The following is a 20,321-nucleotide window of genomic DNA, read 5'->3' on the forward strand; positions in this document are numbered from 1 at the left end:
GAAAGAAATACCTCTAGGAAGTTATCACAGATATGCACCCAAAGAGTTGCTGATAGAAATCCGAAACCCACTTGAAAGGGAGAAAAGCCCTTTACTGAGCTTGAGGAACCGAGATTGTCTGACCAGGCTGAAGAGAAGAGTTGTCAAGGGAGTTCTTCTGGCTTATCCACGTGACAACTTGAGACGTGGAGAGACCGTCAACGGGATGGCTCTCGGCAATGGACCAAAGAGAATCACCGGGCTGCACGATAACGGAGCAGGTAGAGATTTGAGAAAGAGCTTGTTGCGATTGAGCTGAGATGGCGGCATCACTTATGGCAGAGGCGACAACAAGAACAAGGGAGAGAGCCGCCGCCATAAGAAGCGCCGCAACAACGAAGCGCTTCTCTTGCTTGGCGTTCTGGCGAGGACGCTGAGGGCGCTGCGGGGCAGGAGCCGGAGCGTTCTTATAACCCTGGATAAGCGTGAGCGAGCGATAAGTTGTTGGCTTAAGGGCGGCGTTGCCATCGGTGCCGAAGTACGTTGTGCTCGCAGTGTTAGTCATGATGTATCCCCTCTCGTTTGGCTGTCGGCGTCTTTTATACGAGGTGGGCCGGACAAGAATTGCCATACTGATAGCCGAACGTCTGTACTGTAATTATGGAGGAACAGTTGTTCGTGTCAAGAGAAAATAGAACAAATGTTTGCAATGATTTGGAAGTGGGGTTATCATCAGTACAAGACGAAGGGAGACACCATGCCCAAAGGCAAACTTGGCAAGCGTCAGCGCGCCATATATGACTTCATCTGCAGCTACACAAATGAGCACGGCTATCCCCCCTCGGTAAGGGAGATTGGCGCTGCTGTCGGTCTGGCTTCGCCTTCGACAGTGCACATGCATCTAAAGGCCCTTGAAGAGATGGGGCTCATCAGCAGAGACCCCAAGAAGCCCCGAACCATTGAGGTAGTTCAAGAGCATCAGCCTAAGGTTGAGTCCACTACTGAGAACCTTGCCACCGTCACCCAAGACGTAGACAAGAACATGATCTCGCTTCCCCTTGTCGGGCGCGTTGCCGCAGGTACGCCAATCTTGGCTGAGCAAAACGTTGAGGAGATGCTGACGCTTCCAACAAGCATCGTTGGTGATGGAAGCTCCTTCATTCTCCGCGTTCGCGGGCAGTCTATGATCAATGCCGGCATCTTTGATGGCGACTACATCGTTGTCAAAGAGCAGCACGAAGCCCATGATGGCGAAATTGTCGTGGCCCTTATCGATGACTCTGCAACGGTTAAGACGTTCTACCGCGAGAAGGACCGCATTAGGCTTCAGCCTGAGAACGACACCATGGAACCCATCTACGCAGAGAACCCTGTCATTCTGGGCAAGGTCACGGCATTGATTCGCTCTATCAACTAGCTTCAACTGGCTGGCATCTGTATGGGCTCGGATAAGAACCGCGAAAGCAAGCAAAGCAAAGGTCAGAAGGCAAGCCTGGCTGAGCGGCATCGTGCAAAGCTCTCATCTCGCATAGGAATATTTGACCTTCTACGAGGCATCTCCGTCATATCAATGGTGCTCTTTCACTACTGCTATGACTTGCGCTTTCTTGCCGGAAAAGATCTTGCCTGGTTTGCTCCCCCATTCATCGACATCTGGAGAGCAAGCATCTCGTGGACGTTCCTCTTGATTGCGGGATGCATGTGCGCGCAGTCAAAGAGCAATCTCAAGCGAGCAGGACGCTACGGAGCAGTGGCGTTGGCAATATTCCTCGTGACGTACCTTGCCGCGGTAGATGTCCCCATCTCGTTTGGCATCATCTTCTGCATGGCGGCGTCCACTTTCATTGCCGCCCTGTTGAAGAAAGCGCATCTTTTGCCCAAGAACCCCGTTGCAGCAATCTTGTTCTTCGTGCTCTTTCTTGCTTCGCTCCACATTGCGCAAGGGACGTTTGGGCTGGGCAGCCATATTGTCACCATGCCTGGTTGGCTTTACCAAACAGAATGGCTCTCTTGGCTTGGATTCCCTGGTCCTAACTTTGCGTCAGGCGATTATTATCCCGTTCTCCCCTATACGCTTCTTTACCTATCGGGTGCGTCACTAGGAGGATGGTTTGCAAAGAGGGGCTATCCCAGCTGGGCAAAGAGCGCAAAGGTTGCCCCGATAAACTTTGTTGGGCGCCACGCTCTTGCCGTCTATGTCATTCATCAGCCAGTGCTGCTCTTGCTCTCCGGCGTTGTCACGCTTTAGGACTCTTGAGAATCAGCGTCCGACGAGCCGTTCCCCGGGACGGCTGTGTCTTCATCCTCAATCATGTACGGCTGTAGCGTCTTTCTAAGATGCTCGGAAGCGCTCACCGTCGCTACTAGTCCACCTTGCGTGTAATGCTCGCGAATGACGCGGCAACGCTCGTGGACCATGTTCATCAAGATGCCCTTCTCGTACGGGATGCAGACGGTGCAAACTTCCTCGCCGCGAGAAGCTTCCTTGGCAACACGGTACAAAAGCCCATCAAGCCCGCGCTTCTCCTGTGCCGAAATGAGCAAAGCATCAGGATACGATGCCAGAAGGCCTACCTCTTGCTCATGCGTAATGAGGTCGCACTTGTTGAAGACAACGACTGATGCAATGCCGTCGGCGTCAATCTCTTTCAAGACCGCCCGAACGGCCTCAATTTGGCGCTTCACGTTAGGGTCTGAGGCGTCCGCAACCAAAAGGAGAAGGTCGGCGGCGCGAGCTTCGGCGAGCGTCGACTTAAAAGCCTCGACCAAAGTCGTAGGAAGCTTCTGAATGAAGCCAACGGTGTCGGTGACCGTGACGCGGCGCCCTTCCTCAAGCTGGATGGCGCGCGTAGTCGGATCAAGGGTGGCAAAAAGCTCGTCTTTCACGTAGACGTCGGAGCCCGTCAAGGCATTCAGCAACGTAGACTTTCCTGCGTTCGTATAGCCAACAAGTGCCACACGATAGACGCCAGAATCCCAGCGAGCCTTGCTTTGGACCCCACGGCGCGTCTCAAGCCTCTGAAGCTCAACGCGAAGCGTAGAGATGCGCTTTCTGACCAAGCGGCGGTCAACCTCAAGCTGGCTTTCGCCTTGGCCAAAGCGGCTGCCGATGCCGCCACGGGTCTGCTCGCCAACGAGGTGGCTCCACATACCACGAAGACGGGGATAGACGTATTGAAGCTGTGCCAGCTGAACTTGCAGTCGTCCTTCTCGCGTTGTAGCGTGGACGCCAAAGATGTCCAAGATGAGGGCCGTGCGGTCGATGATCTTGACAGGCTCGCCGACGATCTTCTCAAGGTTGGACTGCTGAGAGGGGGTCAGCTCATCATCAAAAATAACAACGTCGATATTCAAGCTGTGCACTAAGCGCACAAGCTCCTCAACCTTGCCTTTGCCGATGAACGTCTTTGGAACAGGAGCATCCAGACGCTGCGTAAGGGTCAAAACGACGTCGGCTCCGTCAGTCTGAGCAAGGCGAGCCAGCTCAGCCAAAGAATCGTCTAGTGACCAATCGCCATTTCGGCCAAAATCGACGCCAACCAAGATTGCTCTCTCGCGCTTAAGCGCAGTGGGCTGAGGCTCAAAGCGTGCCATATGCTAAGCCTCCTTCATGTCAGACGACGAATTTGTGCCAAGAGCGTCGCTTACGATGGCAGCGGCAGCTTCCTCAGGAGACGTTTGGTCAAGGTCTATCCACTTGACTCGCTGGTCGTGCCCGAACCAAGAGAGCTGACGCTTTGCGTAATGGCGCGTACGGCGCTTGATCTGCTCTCGCGCCTCATCAAATGAGCAATTGCCTTGAAGGACCTCGAGGATCTCCTTGTAGCCAATGGCCTGGCCAGAAGTACGGTCGGTCGAAAGGCCCAAGGGAATCAAGTCTTTAACTTCATCCACCAGCCCTTGGTCAAACATTTGATCCACACGGCTGTCAATGCGCTCATACAAGCGCTCACGAGCCATCCTAAGCCCCCAAATGCGAGCTTGATAATACGGAGCCCGCTTTGAGAGTCCTTCGTGGTGCTTGGCGTAGCTGACGCCCTCATCGAGCATCTCAAGCGCCCTGACAACGCGCCTGACGTTATGGGGGTGAATCAAAGCCGCGCTCTCGGGGTCTCGAGAAAGAAGAAGCTGGTAAAGGGCATCGGAGCCTTGCTCGTCAGCCATGCGTTCGTATGCGCTCCTGCGGTCGTCGCCAACGGTGCCGGCGGGAAACTCCATCTTGTCGATTACGGCGTTCAAGTAGAGTCCCGTTCCACCGCAAAGAACAGGAACGAGCCCGGCGTCTAGCTGGGAGTCAACAACGGCACGCGCATCCTTCTGAAAGCGCTGGACAGAGTAGTCGTCAGAGACGTCGGTCACATCGACCATCAAAAGAGGAACCTTTCGCTCCCCTTCCGGCGTCTTTGCTGTGCCGACGTCCATGCCCCGATAGACTTGCATGGCATCGACGGAGATGACGGGTGAGCCCAGCTTGAGCGCAACAAGCTCGGCAAGAGCGCTTTTCCCTGAGGCGGTAGGGCCAACAATGCAGATGACGGGCCCACGAGGGCTTGCGCCCTCGGTCACGAAAGTGCCCCCTCGACGTCACCACGAAGATACCAAGTGCGAGCTTGCTTCACGCGAACATGAGCAATCTTGCCAATGGCGTCCTCGGCAGACATTCCCTCCGGAAGCTGGAAGTGCACGGTGCGGTTCTTCTCGCTATGGCCAACCATGACTTGAGGGTCACGCTTGGACGGGCCTTCCACAAGAACGCCGACCACATGGTCGAGGTCCTCTTGGTTTGCCTCGTGAGCTTGGTTTGCCACTTGGTCAGCAAGGCGGTCAAAACGCTCTTGGATGACCTCGTGAGGGGTCGGGTCATAAATCTTTGCCGCAGGCGTGCCAGGGCGGGGCGAATAGATGAACGTATAGGCTGCCGAGAAGCCCGCCTCGCTGACAAGGGAGAGCGTCTGCTCAAAGTCCTCTTCTGTCTCGCCAGGGAAGCCGACGATGATGTCTGTCGTCAGAGCAAGGTCAGGAATGGCAGTGCGGAGCCTATCGACAAGCGCAAGATACTCCTCGCGCGTGTAGCTGCGGTTCATTGCCTTCAAGATGCGCGTAGAGCCGGATTGGACGGCCAAGTGCAGATGAGGCATAACGGCTGGGGTCTCGGCCATGGCGGCAATGGTCTCGTCCGAAAGGTCCTTTGGGTTGGACGAGGTAAAGCGGATGCGCTCGATTCCCGTCTGACCAACCTCGCGGAGAAGCTCGGCAAAGCGGGGCTCCCCGTAGATGTTTCGACCGTACGAGTTGACGTTTTGCCCAAGGAGGCAGATCTCGCGGACGCCGTCAGCAACGAGAAGCTGGCATTCTGCGACGATGCTCTCCATGGTGCGGCTGCGCTCGCGCCCACGGACATACGGGACGATGCAGTACGTGCAGAAGTTGTTGCAGCCGCTCATGATGGGCACCCAGGCATGATAGCGCTCGGCGCGATGGCTGGGAAGGTCGGTGGAGAAGCCCGGGCGACCCTCAACGGTATCAACCTCAAGCGGGTTCTTCTCGTGATCTTCGAAAGCTGCGGAAAGAAGGCCTGGCAAGCTTGCCAAGGCGCTTGTGCCAAAGACGACGTTCACATTAGGAATGTGCTGGCGAATGCGCTCGCCGTCACGCTGGGCAATGCATCCGCCAATGGCAATGACGCGCTTGCCCGAAGGGGGCTTGGGCGCGGAAACCATGGCAGAAGCTTGACCATAAAGGCGCTGATCGGCGTTCTCGCGAACGCAGCACGTCATGTACACGACGATGTCGGCATCGTTAGGGTCGGCAACCTCTATGCAGCCGCATGAATCAAGAAGGCCAGAGACCCTCTCGGAGTCATGCATGTTCATTTGGCAACCGAACGTCTTGATGTTGTAGGTCTTGCCGACAAGAACCTGATTCTCTGCTGCCGTCATCTACGCAACCGAACCCGCGTTGTCGACAGAAGAAGGAACGCCTTGGCTTTGGGGCGTCAAACGATGCACGTAGATGGCAAAGCGAATGGCAGTCCTGCGCTCGCCGCTGATCTCGATGTCAGAGAAGGTAGGAGCGCATGAGATGTCGACACCAGTCGGAATCAGAAAACCACGCGCAATGGCGATTGCCTTGACGGCTTGGTTAACTGCACCGGCACCAACGCACTGCATATTGACGGGGACACCGTCCTTGACCATACCCGCGATGGCGCCAGCCACCGATGCGGGCGATGATTTGCTAGAGACCTTCAGGAAATCCATGCTGCGACTCAACTTTCAAATGGTGCGGTCATGTTGTCTTTTGTGCGTTTTGGGTGCATTTGACTTCATTGAATATTAGTCAATTGTAACCATGCAGCTCTCGATATCAAACCCTGACAAAAAACTCAAGGAAAACGCCGCTAATCGGCGTCTTGGAGGTCAAAAGTTACGGTAATTCGCCCTTTTCCAACACGAATTTTTGGGTCAGAAGCAAGCGAAACGTAATAACGCTCTCCAATGAAGTCGAAGTCGCGCTCTAGAAGGCGCGAGAACTGCTCTGAGTCATCCTTGGAGAGCTTGAGACCACGGCGGTCGCGCATAAGGTCAACCTCGCGGGAGCCGGAGCGCCGCGAATCAGGCTTTCGCAAGAGTCGAGAGGCGACGCTCCTCAAAGGACGTATCTGTCCGGACATGACACGATGGGCAGTGCGTTCGCTCATCTCAAGTCCAAGGCTCTGGGAGACCTTCATGAGCTCTTTCGCATCCGCAGAGGCACGAGGACGCTCGAGGACGGGAAGCTCGGCGAGGTCGTCGATAAAGAGAAGCTCGGAATCGTTCACGGAGAGGGGAATACGTTCGCAGATCGTGGCAACGATCTCGGCGGGAGATCCCAAATAGACTTCGCAGGTGCCGTATTCCTCCAAGGCGAACTCACAGCATGTGCGGACGATGTTATGTGGCCCACGAACGCAAGAGCGGTTGCCGTCGTCGTCCTCCCCAACCTGCGGCCACGTCGACTGGTCTGCGCGCTCGGTAAGCTTGGTCGCATCGGTGACCACCTGGATCGAGCAACCCTTGCCCACGTCTGATGAGACAACGCGTGCAGAGACGGAGTTCTCCTTCACCGAATAGAGAGCCATGCCACGCCCGTGAACGCCCCAGCGGTCGGTGTGGACGCTCTCGAGCTTGGAGGTGACGCGCGCCTCAAAAACGCGCTCCTGCATCTCGGGAGGGATGCCGGAGCCATCGTCGAGAATAGTCGTTGTTCGTATTGTCCCCTCGCGCGCCGTTGAGACAAAGATGTGCTTTGCTCCGGCGTCTCGCGAGTTCCTTAACAGCTCGATGACAGCATCCTCGACGCAGCGAATGTCATGCTTTGCCTGGCGGCGCTCCGCCTCGGCAACACGGAGTCGGACATAGCCGTCGCCGAGGTTCTCCTCAACGCGAAGGGCACGTTCGCCGCCCATAGAGGCAACGAAATCAACGAGGCTCGTGTCCTTCTTGGTTGAGGTCATTGCATGCTACTTTGCTACGTCGACTGCACGGGACTCTCGAATGACGACGACGCGGACCTGACCGGGATACTCCATCTCGTCCTCGATCTGCTTCGCAATATCGTGGGCAAGGACCGTTGCCTGGGCATCGGAGATCTTCTCGGGCTCCACCATCACATGGAGCTCTCGACCAGCCTGCATGGCGTAGGTGCGCTCGACGCCATCGTGGGCATTGGAAATCTCTTCGAGCTTCTCCAGGCGCTTAATGTAGGTCTCAGCGGACTCGCGTCGCGCGCCAGGACGAGCGGCAGAAATGGCGTCGGCAGCCTGAACGAGCACGTCCAAAACGGTATCAGGCTCCACGTCGCCATGGTGCGCCTCGATAGCGTGAACGATCTCCGGACGCTCGTTGTAACGGCGGGCAAGGTCGGCCCCGATAACGGCATGCGGGCCCTCAACCTCGTGGTCGATTGCCTTGCCAATGTCATGGAGAAGGCCAGCGCGCTTGGCGGCGGTGGGGTCAAGGCCGAGCTCCGAGGCCATGACGCCGGCAAGGGCTGAGACCTGCGCGGAGTGCGTGAGGACGTTCTGCCCAAAGGAGGTGCGGTACTTGAGCGCGCCAAGCGTCTTGACGAGCTCAGGATGAAGGTCGTGGATGCCCGCGTCGAAGGCGGCCTGCTCGCCGGCCTCGCGAACGCGTTCGTTCACCAAGGTCTCTGCCTTCTTATAGAGCTCCTCGATGCGAGCCGGGTGAATGCGCCCATCAGCAATAAGGTTTTCGAGAGCAACCCGTGCCGTCTCGCGGCGAACGGGGTCGAAGCTAGAGAGAACGACGGTTTCTGGCGTGTCGTCGATGACCAGCGAAACGCCTGAGACCTGCTCAAAGGTGCGGATGTTTCTTCCTTCACGACCGATGATGCGACCCTTGAGGTCGTCGGAGGGAATGTGAACGGTGGTGACGGTGATTTCTCCAGCCTGGTCTGCAGCGCAACGCTGAATGGCCGTTGACACGATCTCTCGCGCGGTCTTGTCGGCCTTTGCGCGAACGTTCTGCTCGGACTCGCGCAGGATCTGCGCCTCCTCGCGAACGCAGTTGGCGCGAATGCGAGAGATGAGCTCCTCGTGGGCATCGTCGGAGGAAAGGCCCGCGATGCGCTCAAGCTCAGCAGTCTGCTTCGCCTCGAGGCCATCGAGGTCGTTCTTCCTGCGATCGAGCTGGCTTTGCAAGTTAGAGAGCTGGCGCTCCCTCTTGTCGAGGGCGTCGTTTCTGTGGTCCAGGGACTCCTCGCGCTGCATGACGCGATTCTCCATGCTCTGAATCTCGCCCTTGCGCTTCTTCTCCTCCGCCTCGGAGTTCTGCTTAAGCTGAAGAATCTCCTCCTTTGCTGCGAGGACGGCCTCCTTCTTCGAGGTGTCAGCCTGTCGATTGGCCTCGGCGGTGATACGCTCTGCCTCGGACTTCGCATTCTCTAGCTGCTGGTCTGCCGACTTTAGTCGTGAGTTGCTTGCGCCCGCTAGGATGAACGCCGTGATTCCGGCGCCCACAGCCAGGCACACGATCGCAATAAGTACTTCCATGACTGCTCCTTGAATAAACACGTGAGATTCGCATGAGTTCAGGAGACCCTGCGCGCACGCGCAAGGAACCCGCCGTCAGAAGTATCCGGGCCGAATGACAGGAGCGTATTCAAGGTGCTAACAAGCAAAGCAAAAAGAAACGACAGCTGGCAGACCAGCAGAAGATACACCTTCAGGCATATCCAATCGTATGTTCGAATTAAGTGCGTGTCAAACAAGGCGAGAAGCCCGTCGGCAAAAGGCGAGAACGATTCACCAAATAAACTATTTATGTTAGAAAAACGCTTGTTCAGAGGCCTTCGTCCTCACGAGCCTCGTCAAGCACCCGACGCGCAGTCTGGGTGGCAAGCGATATTGAATAGCCTCTCCCGACAAGAAAACGCACAATCTTTTGGTAGTCATTCTTTCCGGTAAGGTGCCTTCTAGAAGCAAGCTCGTATGCGCGATCGGCCTCGTCGCCTTCAGAAATGAACTCCTCTGGCCAACCGGGAACGTCCTCCGCGTTGACTCCCCTTCGCGAAAGCTCGCGCTCTATGCGCTGTCGCCCCCAGCCCCGTGAGACTCCCGAGCGAATGAAAGAGCCGGCAAAGCGAATGTCATCCACAAGGCCGCACTCCACAGCGCGCTTGACCGCAGAGTCGACAATGTCTTTGGGAAAGCCGTCATCCGAGAGCTTCTGAGAAAGCTGCGAAGAGGAGTAGTCGCGACGATTGACCAGCGTCTCGACCCTTCCTGATACGGAAGACTGCTCCATACTGCGAATTTCAAAGAGCAGCTCCGCTCGAGAGCCAGGAACAAGCTCGCCTGAGCGCGCCTTGGCATCAAGCTTTCGACCCACAACGGTAGGGACCGAGAAGGTCTCTTCGCCATGACTTTCCGAACGAACGGTCACGCGTGCGCGTGGCCGCCTTCCCGAGAGGCTCGTCTCTCCCTTCTTGGGAAGGCGGACCTCCCAATCAAGGGGACCTGACGGCCACTCCCCTGCCCTGGCACTCACTTCTCGGCGCCCTCGTCGGCGTCATCGGAGCCAGAGTCATCGTCCAAAGCAATGGGCTCCCCCACGCGCTCGTCGCCAAGAGCGAGGCCGCATTTGACACGAACCTTATGGTCTATCTCTTGCATAAGGTCGGGGTTCTCGGACAGGAAGCGCTTTGCTGCCTCGCGGCCCTGGCCAAGGCGCTCGTCCTCGTAGGTATACCAAGCCCCAGACTTGTTGACGATGCCGTAGTCGACGCCCATGTCAAGCACCGAGCCCTCCTTAGAGATGCCAAGGCCATACATGATGTCGAATTCCGCAGACTTGAAAGGCGGCGCCACCTTGTTCTTGACCACCTTGACGCGAACGCGGTTGCCGATGACCTCGCCGTTCTCCTTGATGGTGTCAATGCGACGAATGTCCATACGCACCGAGGCAAAGAACTTCAGCGCGCGACCGCCGGGAGTTGTCTCGGGGTTGCCAAACATGACGCCAATCTTCTCGCGCAGCTGATTAATGAAAATGCAGGTGGTGTTTGACTTGGAAAGCGATCCGGCAAGCTTGCGGAGGGCCTGGCTCATAAGACGGGCCTGAAGGCCAACCGTGGTGTCGCCAATCTCTCCCTCTATCTCTGCCTTGGGAACAAGGGCTGCGACGGAGTCAACGACCACGACGTCGATGGCGCCAGAGCGCACGAGCATGTCGCAAATCTCGAGCGCCTGCTCGCCGGTATCGGGCTGCGAGATAAGCACTTCGTCGATATCGACGCCGATGCGGGCAGCATAGCCAGGATCGAGGGCATGCTCGGCATCGATGAAGGCCACGACGCCGCCCATGGCCTGCGCCTCTGCAAGAATCTCAAGGGCGAGCGTCGTCTTGCCCGATGACTCTGGGCCATAAATCTCAACAATGCGACCGCGTGGAACGCCTCCAATGCCAAGGGCGGCGTCCAACGCAAGCGAGCCCGTGGGGATTGCCTCGACCTCAAGACTGGCCGCGCCGTCGCCAAAACGCATGATAGAGCCCTTGCCGAACTTCTTCTCTATCTCTTGCGTAGTATTCTTTAGGGCTTCCTCGCGCTCCTTCTCAGTCTCTGGGTGGTTTATCTCTTTTGACGGACCCTTGCTTTTGGCCATTGTCTCTCCTCGTCTATTGACTGGCGTCGATGATATACGAACATTCGTTCGTAGTCAACACTGCTATGGCAACACTAGCAGGGATTCCTCTCAGGAATCTGCCAGCAAACTTTCGGCTCTCCGTCGCATGCCTTGCGGCTGCCTTTCGTCGCAGGCCGCCACCAGCGCACGAGGAGAGGGCGACCAATAATGGGAAGGGAAATCCTACGCAGTACGAGGCCGAATCTCCGCAACTCCATCGCGGAGAAGCCCAAGCGCACGATAGACTGCCTGTTGCCTGACCTCAGCCCGGTCTCCCGAGAAAAGATTGGGGAACGTCTTTGTGCCCTTGTCCGTCGCAAGGCCCATCCAGACGGTTCCGACCGGCTTTCCCGGCTCTGCGCCGCCGGGGCCCGCGATGCCGGTGATGGAGACGGCCACATCGCAGGAAAGCACGCGCCGAGCGCCCTCGGCCATGGCGGCAGCGCACTCGCTCGAGACTGCGCCGATGCCAGGGGCGTCCAAGATGTCTTGAGGCACGCCCAGGACCTCGTGCTTCACGGAGATGGCATAGCTCACGACACCGCCCCTGAGCGCTGACGAAGACCCAGGGATCGCGGTGATGGCGCCAGAGACAAGCCCCCCGGTGCACGACTCCGCACAGCCCACGGTAACGCCGGCAGCGCGGCACTCCCCCACAAGCTTGCTTGCGACATCTAGGACCTCTTCAGAGAATGGCTCGGAGCTTGGCATGCTATGCCTCCTTGACATATGGCCAGCACTTGATGAAATAGTCGACGCCGGACCAAATGGTGAACACGACTGCGACGAGCAAGACAACGTAGGACAGCGCCAGAAGGCCCGCGGAAAAGACGCTCGGCGCAAGCGCGTCAGAAAGCAGGATGCCGCAGATGGAAGTCATCGTCGTGGCGGTCTTCCACTTGCCAAGATTCGACGCGGCGACGACCTGTCCCTTGGAAGCCACGACCATTCGCAGTCCCGACACAAGAAACTCACGCCCAACGACAACGAGGAGGACCCAAGAGGAGACCTCGCCATACTCAAGCAGGTAACAAAGCGCTACGACTACGGCAAGCTTGTCCGCGATGGGGTCCAAGAACTTGCCGAATGTCGTGACCTCGTTTCTGCTTCGCGCCAGATAGCCGTCGAGCTTGTCCGTAAGCGAGAGAACCACGAAGCAGACAAACACCGCCATGCCGCCCCATGAGGGGGCGTCCTCCGCCGCCGGCCCCACGAGCTCGGCAAGCAAGAGCCACAGCGGAACGAGCACAACGCGGATGCAGGTAACTACGTTTGCCGGGGTCCAGAGAGTAGTTTTCTGAGGGGTCTGGCCCTTCTCGCCCATTTAAGCGTCCTCCTCAACAATCTCGCCAACGAGCTCGTAGCAGAACGAATCAACAAGGTCGCAGGTCACAACGTCACCAACGGTCGCTTCGCCGGTCGCAATGTGAACGGCGCCGTCGGAGTCAGGGGCCTGGAACCAGGCATGGCCGATGAGCTCGGGACCGTCATCGGACTCCTCAATGCCATCGATGATGACCTTCGTGCGCTCGCCGACATGCGAGGCCGTAGCAGAAAAGCCAAGCTGTTCGGTCAAATCCACAAGGCGCTGCGCGCGCTCGACCTTGACCTCTTCTGGCACCTGGTTTGGCATCGCGGCGGCGCGGGTGCCCTCCTCCTGCGAATAGGCAAAGACGGAGCAGTAGTCAAACTCCTCGCGCTGAATGAAGTCGAGGAGCTCGTCAGCCTCCTCGTCGGTCTCGCCTGGAAATCCCGCCATCGCCGTGGTGCGCAGCACCATGCCGGGAACCTCGCGGCGCAGGCGAGCGAAGAGCTTCGAGAACTCCTCGGGGGAGCCCTTGCGGCCCATGTCTTTGAGAACGCGCTCGGAGCAGTGCTGTATGGGGATGTCGATATAGGGGAGAACCTCAGGCACGTCACGGATTGTCGAGACGAGCTCGTCCGTCATGCCCTCGGGCTGCAGGTAGAGCACGCGAATCCAGCCGCCGTAGGGACGCACGACCTCGGCCACCTGACGAAGCAGCGAGGCCAGAGTCTGGGGCGTCTCAAAATCCGAACCCCAGATGCCCGTGTCCTGCCCTATGAGCACGACCTCGCGCACGCCGCCCTCCATGAGGGCAGACACCTCGGAGAGGATCTCGTCGGCAGGGCGGGAGAAGTACCGTCCGCGGATATAGGGTATCGCGCAGAAGCTGCAGAAGCGGTCGCAGCCCTCGGAGATCTTCACGAAGGCGCTTGCGCCCTCGATGGTGCGCAGGACCTTGGGCGCGCCAGGAGACGGCGTCGACGTGACGCCCAAGACTGAGTCGATGACCCCAACGATTCCGTCCTCCTCGTCTGACTTCACGAAGGCGGAGACCTCCGGAAGCTCGGAGGGCAGGCCGTCGCCATAGCGCGACGGAACGCAGCCGCACATCACAATAGGAAGCTCGAGCACACCGTCCTCGGCGTCCTGGGCAAGCTCGAGCGTTGCCTCGACGGACTCCTCTGTGGCCGAAGCAAGGAACGAGCAAGTGTTCACTATTGCAACGTCGGCGTCATCGACGTCCTCGGCCTCGCCGTAGCCGGAGGCAAGCAGGAGCGCTCGCATGCGGTCGGTGTCGACTTCGTTCTTGGCGCAACCGAGGGTCACAAACAAAACTTTGGGCATGAAGATGAGCTCCTAGCGATAGTTGACAAACTGGAGAGGCTGACCATAGTCATTGCCCTTGAGAAGCGAGATGACTGCCTGAAGCGCGTCCTTAGAAGTGGAGCTCACGCGAAGCTTATCCCCCTCGATTGTGGGCTTTGCCTTGATCTTGGAATCGCGAATGTCCTTGGAGATGCGCTTGGCGAGGGCGGCGTCAATTCCCTGGACAAGGCTGCCCGTCTGGCGAACGCTCATGCCAGAGGCGGCCTGGGGGTTGTCCCACCTAAGCGCCGAAAGGTCGACGCCGCGGCGGACGAGCTTGGAACCAAGGATGTCGCGCACCTGACCGGCCACGAACTCGGATGGCGCCAAGATCGTAAAGGTGCCGTCAGACTTTGAGAGCTCGAGCTTGGCGCCAGTTCCCTTGAGGTCGTAGCGTTGGGAAAGCTCGCGAGATGCCTGCTGGTAGGCGTTGTCCACTTCCTGCATATTGACGACGGAGACAACGTCGAAGCTTGATTCTTTGGCCATGGCGCTTCCCTTCTGACCGCGCGTGCGGCCCTTGAGCTTCTGCTGGAGCAGAAAGACAACGGATACGAACGACCTAGTTGCTGGAGCTGGAATCCACCGACGTGGACCCCGACGAGGTCGTGGTCGAGCTCGACGAGCTGTCGGAGCTCGTCGTGGACGAGCTGTCAGTAGAGGTAGTGTCGGTAGAGCTCGCATCGGTGCTGTCAGTCGTGATGGGCGTTCCCTCGATGGTGACTGTGCCCAGACCAGACGCCTTTGATTCAAAGCTCACCTGCTCCCCATTCTCGGTCACGGTGACGGCAGAGGGGTTGCCGACGCGAATCGTAATGGAGTCGGTGACCGTGTAGGTCTGAGACCAAGGGCCGGTCAGCGTGTTGGCGACTTCGCTCGTGCCGTCGTTGGTGATCTCGACCCACGAGGCCTCGCCATCAGCGACAGTGACCGTCACCTCGGTCTTCTCGACCGTGGTATCGGTAGCCGTGGCATCGGTCGATGCAGAGTCGGTGGCAGTGGTGTCAGAGGTGTCGGTTGAGGTCGTGTCGGTGGTGGTTGTGGTTGTCACGGGCGTCGAGCTTGAGGTGTCCGTAGATTCAGAGGAGTCGGTGCTGTCAGTAGTGGAAGTTACGGGAACGGTGTCGCGCGTGGTCGTGGACGTCCCAGTGCTGACGCACGACTGCACCGAGATGCTCAGGATCAACGTCAGAACGAGCGCGAGCACGAGGATGATCAGCAGGATGGTCCTTCTGTTGTCGTTGACAGGAGCGCGGCGGCCGCGCCGAGAGACGTCTCCCCTGCGTGGGCTGGCGCTCTTCCGGCGCTGGACGTTGGGGCGGCTGATGTTCGCAATGTTTCTAGAGGAGCGGCGGCCAGAAATCGTAGAGGCGCGGTCGTAGGGGCGAGCGTCGTAGTCATAGCGAAGGTCGTCGGTGTACTCCCCCGCGCTTACGCGGCGCGTGCTCACGTCGTCGCGCCGATAGAGGCGAGAAGAGCGCCGCGCGGTCCGCTCGGCGTTCTGACGCAGCTCCTCGACGCCGTTTTGGCCATCGCGAAGCAGGCGCTCCGCGGGATCGTTGACGTTTCTGCTGCGGCGCTGCTGGGCGGCATTGGCGCGCTGGCGGCGTGCCGCGCGCTGCACGTCGTAGTTGCTTGGGCTCTGGGAGCGCGAGTCTTCGTAGCTGGAGCGGTCGTTGTAGGGCCTGCCATAGACATACTGGGCGTGCGAGTAGGAAGGCGACCTTCCCGCCTGCCCACGGCTGCCGGCAAGCGGCACGGAACTGGGAGTCCTTGTCTTGACACCAGAGGTTGTGGCAAAGGCGCCCATGTCTCCAGCAGGACCTCCCGAGGTCGGAAGAAGGCCGCGATGCTCGACGTAGGCCTTGGGGCGAGAGCCAACTTCGTTCACGACCTCGTAGCCGTCGACCCCACGACCGGCCTGCACGTCGCGCGTGCGCCTGCGCAGCTCATGAGACGAGGAGCCATTCTTGTGCTCGTAGAGCGCCTCTTGAAATAGGTCGACGACCTCGCGTGGGTTGAGCCCCAGATAGCGGGCATACGAGGAGAGCATGCCCTGAGCGTATCCGCTTTGGGGCATCTCGTCGAAGTTGCCCTCCTCAAACGCAATGAGGACGGACTCCTTCAACTTCAGCACCTGTGAGGCTTGCGTGATGGAGAGGCCCAGCTGGCGCCTGCGGTTGACGAGCATTTCACTAAAGCGCGGACGTTGCATGACCTACACCTCCCCGTAGTCGGATTCAGCGGCCTTCAGGTCTTCAAGCCCCTCTTTGTCGAGAAGCACCTCGCGCGGCTTGGAGCCATTGGCGGGTCCGACGATTCCCTTGTTCTCTAGCATGTCCATGATTCTTCCCGCCCTAGCGTACCCCACAGAGAGGGACCTCTGTAGGCTGGAGGTTGAACCAAGCTGAGAGTTCACAACGATATCAGCGGCCTCCCACAAAAGCGGATCGTCGGCGGTGGGAGCACCGGTGCTCGCAGCGTTTCCGCCACCAGGGGAATTGGGAGAAACCGCGGTCAGGATGTCGTCGTGGTAGTCGGTCTCGTGGTGTTCCTTGATGAAGGAGACGACGCGCTCGACCTCTTCCTCGGAGACGAAGCAGCCCTGTGCTCGGCGTGGACGGGCTCCGCGAAGCTTGTAGAGCATGTCGCCATGGCCAAGCAGCCGCTCTGCTCCCGTCTGGTCGAGGATGATGCGCGAGTTCATGCCGTTGTCGACCGAGAGCGCCACGCGGTTGTCGATGTTTGCTTTGATGAGGCCGGTGACGACGTCGGCAGACGGGCGCTGCGTGGCGACAATAAGGTGGATTCCTGCCGCGCGACCCAGCTGGGCGATGCGCACGATGGAGGCCTCGACGTCCTTGCCGGCAACCATCATGAGGTCAGAGAGCTCGTCGATCACGATCACGAAGTAGGGCATGTGCTTTGGCGGGTTTTCCATGTCGGCGTACTTGCCGCCGTCGACCGCCCGGTTGTAGCTCTTTATGTCGCGCACCTTGTAGTGCTCGAACACCTTGAGGCGGCGCTCCATCTCGGTGACGCCCCAGGCAAGGGCGCTCGCAGCCTTATTGGGCTCGGTCACAACAGGAACATAGAGGTGCGGCAGGCCCGCGTAGTAGGTGAACTCGACGCGCTTGGGGTCGACCATGATGAGGCGGACCTCCTCTGGCGTCGCGCGCATGAGGATGGTCATCACGATGGAGTTCAGGAGAACCGACTTGCCCGAGCCGGTGGTGCCAGCCACAAGAAGGTGCGGAAGCCCTGCGATGTCGACAACGACGGGCTTGCCCTCGGAGTCGCGACCAAACGCGGCCTCGAGCGGCCCGCCCTTAACATACGGAAGGACGTCGCCCAGATAGACGGGCTGGGTCTCCTTGTTAGGAATCTCGATGCCCACAAGCGAGGTGCCCGGGATGGGCGCGAAGATACGAACGGACTTGGCGGCAAGGGAGAGCGCGATGTCGTCCTGCAGGTTCGTGATCTTGTTCACGCGCTCGCCCTCGCCCATCTCGATCTTGAACGTCGTGACCGAGGGGCCGGCAACCCAGCCGACCACGCGCGAGGAGAGCCCGAACTCCTCCAAGGTTCCTTGTAGCTTGGCGGCAGTCTCGGAGAGCTGCTCGGAGGACTCGGCGCTGGTAGCGGAGTTGGGGTTCACCTTGAGCATGTCCGCTGGCGGGAGCACCTTGTCCTTGCTGCCCTCGGTGGGCGTGACGCCCTTGGCGGGCACGGAGGGAGCCTTCGAGAGCTTGGTCGTGGCGGCGACAGTGGTTGCGTCAGCAAGCGTCTCGGCAGCGTTCTTCGAACGGCCCTTGCGGCGCGAGAGCAGGGTCGTCTTCTCGCCGGGCTCAACGCCCTTCTCGGCGCCCTTGCCCCCAGACACCGCCGAAGCCGCGGCCTTCGCCTTGCCAAGGAGGGTCGTGGGCGCGTCGTCGAGCGTCGCGGTGGCGTCGGAGGGCATGCTGGTAGCGGCACCGTTCTCGATTGCGGGCATGACCTGGGCCTGCCTTCCGCGCTTAAGCACGGTGGTCTTGCGTTCGCCAAGGTAGGTGGTCTCGCCCTCCCCCGTCTCGTCAAAGAGCGAGGGCTGGGTGGAGCCCTGCGAGGACATCGCAACGGCCTCGGCTCGAGCCTGGCTTGCCGCCTCCCGCTCGGCCGCGCGCTCCTCTCGGGCAATCCTGCGAGACTCGGAGGCCTCTTGCGCCCGAACGTGCAGCTTGGAGACGGCGTTTGAAATCGAGAAGCCGCACACCACTACGCCCGCGATGATTGCTCCCACCAAGATCACGTTACCGATGACCACGCCGACGAGCTCGATGAGCACGTAGGCTATGAAGCCGCCAACGTAGCCACCCGCGTCCTCAAGGTTGAGCGTGTAGAAGACGCTGTCCGGATTGGTGCCAGCATTTGGGAGGTTGAGCGACAGCATGGCCAAGATCGAGAGCACGATCAGCAGGAGCCCGCCGGCCACGCGACCGGAGATGGGGCCGTCATTGTCCATGAAGAACGTGCAGGCAAACACGAAGACCGCGATGGGAACGAGAAAGGCGCCCGCGCCAAAGCAAAGGCGAAGGGCACTGGCGACCGCGCTCGTGAGCACTGCGGAGGTGGGAACAACGAGCGAGAGCAGCATAGCCACCGCGGCTACTGCGAGAACCACGCCAAGGATGTCGTTTTGCAAAGGAGAGAGGCCGGCGGGCTTGCTCGCAGAGGAGCGTCCGGCCGAAGCCGCCTTCCCCCGCGATGCCTGCCGTGCCTTTGAACCCTTTTTGCCTGCTACGTTTGATCTGCGATTTGAGGGCATTTAGACCTCCATCACGACCGGAATGACCATCGGTCGCGTGTGTGTCTTGTTCCAGAAGAAGTTTGAGAGCGAGTTGCGGACGCCCTTGCGCAGGGAGTCGATGCTGCCCTTTCCGTCGCTGGACAGGCGCTCGACCTGAGAGCGGACCTGCTCGGTGGCGGAGGACATAAGCTCTTCGTCCGAGACGTACGAGACGCCACGGCCAGTGAGCTCGACCGCCTCGACGCTACGGTTGCGCGCAGACAGCGCGACGACGCAGGTGACCACGCCATCCTGCGCAAGCCTCTGGCGGTCGCGCAGCACGACGGGGTTGGCGTCGGTGACGGTTCCGCCGTCGACGTAGACGACGCCGGAGTCGACGGAGGGGCCGCGGCGGACCTTGCCATGGCGCACCTCAAGCGAGTCGCCATTATCGAGGATGAAGATGTTCTTGCTTGGAATGCCGACCTGCTCGGCCAGCTTTGCGTGTGCGCGCAGGTGCTGCGCCTCGCCATGGACGGGCATGAAGTAGCGCGGGTGCACCATGGCGAGCATCAGCTTGAGCTCCTCGGCAGAGCCGTGACCCGACACGTGCACGAGCGTCTTGCTCTTGTCGTAGATCTCGCAGCCAATCTTGGAGAGCGAGTTGATGATCGACTGGACGCTCTTCTCGTTGCCGGGAACGGGCGTGGCCGAGATGATGACCGTGTCGCCCTCGTGAATCGAGAGGCTCTTGTGCTCGCCGTTGGCCATGCGCGCAAGCGCCGAGAGCGGCTCGCCTTGGCTGCCGGTGCACATGACGACGATCTTCTCGTCGGGAATCTTGTCGACGTCGTAGGCGTCGATGATGTTCTCGTCAGCGATCTTGAGGTAGCCCAGCTCGCGGGCCACCTTGGTGTTGGTGACCATGGAGCGGCCCGTCACCACGACCTTGCGGCCAACGGCCGTGCTGGCGTCGCAAATCTGCTGCAGGCGGTGGATGTGGCTCGAGAAGGACGCGACGAACACGCGCCCGGGGGCGTTCTTGATGATGTGGCGAAGCGTCGGGCCGACGGCGGCCTCGGAGGGCGTAAAGCCGCTGCGGGTTGCGTTGGTGGAGTCGGACAGCAGCACGTCAACGCCCTGGGCGGCAAAGCGGTTGATGGCCCCATAGTTGGGGCGGACGCCGTCGATGGGCGTCTGATCGAGCTTGAAGTCGCCCGTATGCATCACGGTTCCCGCCGGAGTCGACATGAAGACGCCGAAAGCCGCAGGAATCGAGTGCGTCATCGCGAAGAACGTGATGTTAAAGGCGCCAAGCGTGATGGTCGAGCCGTCCTGGACTTCGCGGAACTTGGGGTTTTTGATGTTGTGCTCGGCGAGCTTGCCCTGGATCATGCCAAGCGTGAGCTTGCTCGAGTAGATGGGGACCTTATGCGTGAGGTCCTGTAGCAGGTATGGCAGGGCGCCCGTGTGGTCCTCATGGCCGTGGGTAATGATGATGCCACGGAGCTTGTCCTCGTTCTCGAGGACGTAGGTGTAGTCGGGCAGGATGAGGTCGATGCCAGGCTGGTCCTCGTCGGGAAACATCAAGCCGGCGTCAACCATGACCATGTCGTTCCCATATTCGAAAACGGTCATGTTCTTGCCGATACCATCAAGGCCTCCCAGCGGGATGATCTTGAGCGGGGTATCCTTCTTTGGCATTGCTAGAAAAGTCCTTT

18 protein-coding genes are annotated in these 20,321 nt (G+C 59.5%); 2 read left to right on the forward strand and 16 right to left on the reverse strand.

All coding sequences use genetic code 11. The features are described from left to right. Positions 1-91: 91 nt before the first annotated feature. Positions 92-544: a LysM peptidoglycan-binding domain-containing protein gene (locus ACOYJL_RS01480; RefSeq protein ID WP_433568429.1), complete on the reverse strand. Its 453-nt coding sequence runs from the start codon at positions 542-544 to the stop codon at positions 92-94. 192 nt (positions 545-736) lie between these two features. On the opposite strand from ACOYJL_RS01480, the gene lexA reads away from it, so the two are divergent. Together lexA and ACOYJL_RS01490 are read left to right on the forward strand one after the other, a co-directional pair. Beyond that, the gene (gene lexA, locus ACOYJL_RS01485) at positions 737-1,396 is read left to right on the forward strand and encodes a transcriptional repressor LexA (RefSeq protein WP_433568430.1); all 660 of its coding nucleotides are present in this window, start codon (positions 737-739) and stop codon (positions 1,394-1,396) included. A gap of 21 nt (positions 1,397-1,417) precedes the next feature. Beyond that, positions 1,418-2,227 carry a heparan-alpha-glucosaminide N-acetyltransferase gene (locus ACOYJL_RS01490; RefSeq protein ID WP_433568431.1) on the forward strand — a complete coding sequence of 270 codons (810 nt, stop codon included), beginning with the start codon at positions 1,418-1,420 and terminating at the stop codon, positions 2,225-2,227. Here the strand turns inward: ACOYJL_RS01490 and hflX are convergent. The 15 genes from hflX to ACOYJL_RS01565 all read right to left on the reverse strand — a co-directional run bounded on the left by hflX (position 2,224) and on the right by ACOYJL_RS01565 (position 20,304). Continuing rightward, on the reverse strand, positions 2,224-3,573 hold the full coding sequence (gene hflX / locus ACOYJL_RS01495; protein ID WP_433568432.1) for a GTPase HflX: 1,350 nt from the start codon (positions 3,571-3,573) through the stop codon (positions 2,224-2,226). The two genes, ACOYJL_RS01490 and hflX, sit on opposite strands and share 4 nt — an antisense overlap. A 3-nt stretch (positions 3,574-3,576) precedes the next feature. After that, positions 3,577-4,545, reverse strand: a complete 969-nt coding sequence (gene miaA / locus ACOYJL_RS01500; protein WP_433568433.1) for a tRNA (adenosine(37)-N6)-dimethylallyltransferase MiaA — start codon at positions 4,543-4,545, stop codon at positions 3,577-3,579. After that, positions 4,542-5,918: a tRNA (N6-isopentenyl adenosine(37)-C2)-methylthiotransferase MiaB gene (miaB, locus tag ACOYJL_RS01505; protein ID WP_433568434.1), complete on the reverse strand. Its 1,377-nt coding sequence runs from the start codon at positions 5,916-5,918 to the stop codon at positions 4,542-4,544. Before miaB ends, miaA begins: the two co-directional genes overlap by 4 nt. Continuing rightward, on the reverse strand, positions 5,919-6,239 hold the full coding sequence (locus ACOYJL_RS01510) for a stage V sporulation protein S (protein ID WP_433568435.1): 321 nt from the start codon (positions 6,237-6,239) through the stop codon (positions 5,919-5,921). Positions 6,240-6,379: 140 nt separating this feature from the next. Further along, a complete protein-coding gene (locus tag ACOYJL_RS01515) occupies positions 6,380-7,474 on the reverse strand; it encodes an ATP-binding protein (protein WP_433568436.1) in 1,095 nt (364 codons plus the stop codon). 6 nt (positions 7,475-7,480) lie between these two features. Beyond that, positions 7,481-9,031, reverse strand: a complete 1,551-nt coding sequence (gene rny, locus ACOYJL_RS01520; protein ID WP_433568437.1) for a ribonuclease Y — start codon at positions 9,029-9,031, stop codon at positions 7,481-7,483. Positions 9,032-9,320: 289 nt separating this feature from the next. Beyond that, the gene (locus ACOYJL_RS01525; RefSeq protein ID WP_433568438.1) at positions 9,321-10,028 is read right to left on the reverse strand and encodes a regulatory protein RecX; all 708 of its coding nucleotides are present in this window, start codon (positions 10,026-10,028) and stop codon (positions 9,321-9,323) included. Continuing rightward, positions 10,025-11,143 carry a recombinase RecA gene (recA, locus tag ACOYJL_RS01530; protein ID WP_433568439.1) on the reverse strand — a complete coding sequence of 373 codons (1,119 nt, stop codon included), beginning with the start codon at positions 11,141-11,143 and terminating at the stop codon, positions 10,025-10,027. Before recA ends, ACOYJL_RS01525 begins: the two co-directional genes overlap by 4 nt. A 204-nt stretch (positions 11,144-11,347) precedes the next feature. Then, on the reverse strand, positions 11,348-11,875 hold the full coding sequence (locus ACOYJL_RS01535; RefSeq protein ID WP_433568440.1) for a CinA family protein: 528 nt from the start codon (positions 11,873-11,875) through the stop codon (positions 11,348-11,350). Position 11,876: 1 nt separating this feature from the next. Continuing rightward, the gene (gene pgsA / locus ACOYJL_RS01540) at positions 11,877-12,488 is read right to left on the reverse strand and encodes a CDP-diacylglycerol--glycerol-3-phosphate 3-phosphatidyltransferase (protein WP_433568441.1); all 612 of its coding nucleotides are present in this window, start codon (positions 12,486-12,488) and stop codon (positions 11,877-11,879) included. Then, positions 12,489-13,814: a 30S ribosomal protein S12 methylthiotransferase RimO gene (gene rimO, locus ACOYJL_RS01545; RefSeq protein WP_433568442.1), complete on the reverse strand. Its 1,326-nt coding sequence runs from the start codon at positions 13,812-13,814 to the stop codon at positions 12,489-12,491. It abuts the gene before it with no gap. Between the two features lie 12 nt (positions 13,815-13,826). Next, positions 13,827-14,324 (reverse strand): YajQ family cyclic di-GMP-binding protein, encoded by a 498-nt coding sequence (locus ACOYJL_RS01550; protein WP_433568443.1) that lies wholly within the window; start codon positions 14,322-14,324, stop codon positions 13,827-13,829. A 73-nt stretch (positions 14,325-14,397) separates the two neighbouring features. Beyond that, the gene (locus ACOYJL_RS01555; protein WP_433568444.1) at positions 14,398-16,050 is read right to left on the reverse strand and encodes a helix-turn-helix domain-containing protein; all 1,653 of its coding nucleotides are present in this window, start codon (positions 16,048-16,050) and stop codon (positions 14,398-14,400) included. A gap of 3 nt (positions 16,051-16,053) precedes the next feature. Continuing rightward, a complete protein-coding gene (locus tag ACOYJL_RS01560; protein ID WP_433568445.1) occupies positions 16,054-18,639 on the reverse strand; it encodes a DNA translocase FtsK 4TM domain-containing protein in 2,586 nt (861 codons plus the stop codon). Next, on the reverse strand, positions 18,640-20,304 hold the full coding sequence (locus tag ACOYJL_RS01565) for a ribonuclease J (RefSeq protein ID WP_433568446.1): 1,665 nt from the start codon (positions 20,302-20,304) through the stop codon (positions 18,640-18,642). Positions 20,305-20,321: the final 17 nt, after the last annotated feature.

The organism is Tractidigestivibacter sp. (assembly GCF_050946515.1).
Taxonomy (GTDB): Bacteria; Actinomycetota; Coriobacteriia; order Coriobacteriales; family Atopobiaceae; genus Tractidigestivibacter.